The sequence below is a fragment of the Nocardia spongicola genome, assembly GCF_047200775.1.
In the GTDB taxonomy this organism is placed as follows: Bacteria; Actinomycetota; Actinomycetes; order Mycobacteriales; family Mycobacteriaceae; genus Nocardia.
This window is the reverse complement of record NZ_JBJZOO010000065.1, coordinates 1-463: the sequence shown is the minus strand read 5'-3', so window position 1 is coordinate 463 and position 463 is coordinate 1. Positions and strand designations below refer to the sequence as shown.

Below are 463 nucleotides of genomic sequence, written 5' to 3'. Positions count from 1 at the left end.
GTTGTCCGAGCAGGCGACATAGAGTTGCGAACCGCGCCATTCCGGCGGTGAGAAGCACCAGTCCGTGGACATGTCCCCGAAAGCGAGGCGGCCGGTGCGTGGGGTGGTGAAGTCGAGCGGGTTGAACTGTCCTTCCAGTACGGCACGGATGACAGGCGGTGTGCTCATCAGCGGGACGCCGATGATCGAGGCGAGTGCGTGGGGCGAGTTCCACAGGCTGAGGTTCTGCCCGGTGCGAGCGGGTGGGTTGTAGTAGGCGATCTCGCGGATGGCAAACGGGTCGCGGACGTCGAAGACCCTGATACCGGAGGAGATCCAGCCGCAGGCCAGTGCGGTCGGATTGTTCGGGCGGTCGGCGGCGCAATAGTGCGATTCGTAGGCGAAGACGGAACCACCCATGGACGAGCCGATATTACTGTCGATGTTCTGCGGCAGATTGATTTCCAGTTTGACCTTGTTGACC

General features: G+C 62.2%; 1 pseudogene. It reads right to left on the bottom strand.

Annotation, left to right across the window (positions count from 1 at the left end):
• Positions 1-463 (bottom strand): annotated as a pseudogene (locus ACL02S_RS24215) (hypothetical protein); the annotation flags it as partial.